The sequence below is a fragment of the Hypericibacter sp. genome, assembly GCF_050729195.1.
Taxonomy (GTDB): Bacteria; Pseudomonadota; Alphaproteobacteria; order Dongiales; family Dongiaceae; genus Hypericibacter.
Genome location: NZ_JBOHKS010000055.1, coordinates 1 through 3,295, shown reverse-complemented (window position 1 = coordinate 3,295; position 3,295 = coordinate 1). Strand labels below are relative to the sequence as shown.

The window sequence follows — 3,295 nt, the reverse complement described above, 5'->3', positions numbered from 1 at the left end:
GCGCCTCTCCTGGCTGGTGCGGCTGCTGGCAATGCTGGTGCTGGGCTTCGTCTCGGCCGCTGCCGCGCTGGCCGTATTGTTCGTGACCCGCACCGGGCTCGACATCCATCGCGAGGTGATCGAGCTGGTGCATCTCCTGGGCGCCCCCGACCGCTATATCGCCCGCCAGTTCCAGACCCATGCATTGATGCAAGGCTTCCTTGGCGGGGTGCTGGGGCTCGCCGCCGGTGCGGCCACCATCACCGCGATCGGCTGGCTGGCCGCCACGCTCGGCGGCGGGCTGGTGCCGCTGGCGCGGCTCGGCTGGATCGACTGGGCCATCATCGCCTCGCTGCCGGTGGCGGCCGCCCTGGTCGCCATGCTGACCGCGCGCATCGCCGTGCTGCATTTCCTGGGGCGCAGCCTGTGAGACCCTCGCTGCGGCAGGTGCGGCGCAACGAGACGGAGCAGCGCCGCCGGCGCTGGGTCCGCCGCCTGGTCCTGCTGTTCCTGATGTTCGGCCTGATCTGGGTGATCGGCCTGGTCGCCTTCGTCACGCGCATTCCCCGCGGCGGCGACGTCGACACCACGACGACCGATGCCGCGGTGGTGCTGACCGGCGGCAGCGAGCGGCTGGAAGCGGGCCTCGAGCTGCTCGCCAACGGCCATGCCAAGAAGCTCCTCATCAGCGGCGTCAACAAGGATGTCGATCTCGCGACGCTGCTGGGTTCGCTCGAGCCCGCCGAGATTCCCAAGCTCTCGCCCGAGACCATCGCCTGTTGCATCGCGCTCGGCTACAGCGCCGAGGACACGCGCGGCAATGCGGTCGAGACGGCCGACTGGATGCGCCAGCAGAAGTTCAAATCGATCCGCCTCATCACCGCGGCCTATCACATGCCGCGCAGCATGCTGGAATTCCATCGCGCCATGCCGGGGGTGCAGGTGCTGCCCTATCCGGTCTTCCCGCGCCAGGTGCGCCAGGAAGGCTGGTGGCGCTGGCCCGGCACCACCAATCTGCTGGTGCGCGAATACAACAAATATCTGGTGGCGCTGTTGCGCGGGCTGGTGCTGCCGGGCGATGCCGGGCTGGCGCCGGTCAGGCCTTAGGGAGCAGCCTGAGGCCATGGCCCATTTGCGCGCGCTCCTCTTCAACCTGCTGTTTTATCTTGTGACGGCTCTGCTCGCGATCGTGGGCCTGCCGACGCTGCTGCTCGGACCCAATGCCGTCTTCGCGCTCTGCCGGGTCTGGGTCGGGATCACGCTCTGGCTGCTGCGGCTCCTGACGGGGCTGGATCACCGCATCCTCGGCCGCGAGCGCCTGCCGGCGGAGCCGGTGATCTTCGCGGTCAAGCATCAGTCGAGCTGGGAGACGCTGGCGCTAGCAACGATCCTCGACCGGCCGATCTATGTGCTCAAACGCGAGCTGATCTGGATTCCGCTCTTCGGCCTCTATCTGCTGGGCTCGGGTGCGCTCGCGGTCGATCGCGGTGCGGGCGCCAAGGCGCTGCGCCAGCTGCTGCGCAAGGCCGGAGAGGCCGCCAAGAGCGGCCGGCCTTTCCTGATCTTCCCCGAGGGCACGCGCACGGCGCCGGGCGAGCGGCGTCCCTATCAGCCGGGCATCGCCGCGCTCTATGACAAGCTCGACCGGCCGGTGGTGCCGGTGGCGCTCAATTCGGGGGTCTTCTGGGGCCGGCGCAGCTTCCTCAAGAAGCCCGGGCGGATCACGGTCGAGTTCCTCGAGCCGATCCCGGCCGGGCTCGGCCGCCGCCGCTTCATGAAGGAGCTCGAGACCCGGATCGAAGGCGCCAGCCAGCGCCTGCTCGAAGCCCCGCCGAGCCCCGCGGAATAGGCGGCCTCCAGGCCGATTCTCGGCGCTTCTTCCATCGCTTATCCACAGGTTTTCCACAGGCTTACCAAAACTCGCCCGGGCTGTCCCCGGGATGCTTTTCCGATCCCTTGTGAATAAGGTTAACAGTTCCTACATAACTGAAATTGCTTTATAATTTTTTCGTGGTGCCTGCTGAACCCGGGGAAAACATTTCCGGAACAGGCAGGGTTGATTTGGCAGCTCCGAGGCTCCTAGACTGGCGGCCCTTTTGCCGCCGCTGCCGCCTTCAGAAAGAGTCTTTGCGATGCCGCAAGTGACCGCCATCTCCCAGCAGATCTGGGACATGAAGTACCGCTTCAAGACGCTCGACGGGCGGTCCTTCGACCGCACGATCGAGGATAGCTGGCGGCGCGTGGCCGATGCGCTGGCGGCACTCGAGCCGGAGCGCGAGCGCTGGTCGGATGCCTTCTACCAGGCGCTGGAGGATTTCAAGTTCCTGCCGGCCGGCCGCATCCTGGCCGGTGCCGGCACCGAGCGCACGGTCACCCTCTTCAACTGCTTCGTGATGGGCACGATCCCCGACGATATGGGCGGGATCTTCACCCATCTGCGCGAGGCCGCCCTCACCATGCAGCAGGGTGGGGGCATCGGTTACGACTTCTCGACCCTGCGTCCCCGCGGCGCGCCGGTGAAGGGTGTGGGCGCCGACGCCTCGGGCCCGCTCTCCTTCATGGATGTGTGGGACGCGATGTGCCGCACCATCATGAGCGCCGGCAGCCGCCGTGGCGCGATGATGGCGACGATGCGCTGCGACCATCCCGACATCGAGGCCTTCATCGAGGCCAAGCGCGAGCCGGGTCGCCTGCGCATGTTCAATCTCTCGGTGCTCGCGACCGACGCCTTCATGGCGGCGATCAAGCAGGACGCGCCCTGGGAGCTGAAGTTCAACGGCACCACCTACAAGGTGCTGCAGGCGCGCGAGCTCTGGGACAAGATCATGCGCGCCACCTACGGCAATGCCGAGCCGGGCGTGATCTTCATCGACCGCATCAACCGGCGGAATAATCTCTATTACGCCGAGACCATCAGCGCGACCAACCCCTGCGGCGAGCAGCCCTTGCCGCCCTATGGCGCCTGCCTCCTGGGCTCGATCAATCTGGCGGCCCTGGTCAAATCGCCGTTCGAGGCCGATGCCGCGCTCGATCTCGAGGAGCTCGACCGGTTGGTGCGCATCGCCGTGCGGTCGATGGACAATGTCGTCGACATCTCGCGCTTTCCCCTGCCGCAGCAGGCCGAGGAAGCCAAGGCCAAGCGGCGCATCGGGCTGGGCGTCACGGGCCTCGCCGACGCGCTCATCATGGTGCGCGCGCGCTACGGCTCGGGCCCGGCGGTGGCGCTGACCGAGCAGTGGATGAAGGCGATCCAGCGCTCTGCCTATCTCGCCTCGACCGAGCTTGCCGCCGAGAAAGGGCCCTTCCCGCTGTTCGA

4 protein-coding genes are annotated in these 3,295 nt (G+C 67.3%); all 4 read left to right on the top strand.

Going from position 1 to position 3,295, the window contains the following annotated elements; genetic code table 11:
• Nucleotides 1–409 (top strand): cell division protein FtsX (locus ACREE8_RS04400; RefSeq protein WP_431571762.1); only part of this gene is annotated, 409 nt, incomplete at its 5' end.
• The gene (locus tag ACREE8_RS04395) at nucleotides 406–1,086 is read left to right on the top strand and encodes a YdcF family protein (protein WP_431571761.1); all 681 of its coding nucleotides are present in this window, start codon (nucleotides 406–408) and stop codon (nucleotides 1,084–1,086) included. The genes ACREE8_RS04400 and ACREE8_RS04395, both read left to right, overlap by 4 nt.
• A 16-nt stretch (nucleotides 1,087–1,102) precedes the next feature.
• Nucleotides 1,103–1,828 carry a lysophospholipid acyltransferase family protein gene (locus tag ACREE8_RS04390; RefSeq protein ID WP_431571760.1) on the top strand — a complete coding sequence of 242 codons (726 nt, stop codon included), beginning with the start codon at nucleotides 1,103–1,105 and terminating at the stop codon, nucleotides 1,826–1,828.
• Between the two features lie 283 nt (nucleotides 1,829–2,111).
• On the top strand, nucleotides 2,112–3,295 hold a 1,184-nt coding region (locus ACREE8_RS04385), incomplete at its 3' end, for an adenosylcobalamin-dependent ribonucleoside-diphosphate reductase (protein WP_431571759.1).

What these genes read in the sequence shown, in the direction of transcription:
- ACREE8_RS04390 (WP_431571760.1), top strand. Translation starts at nt 1,103, where the DNA reads ATGGCCCATTTGCGCGCGCTCCTCTTCAACCTGCTGTTTTATCTTGTG.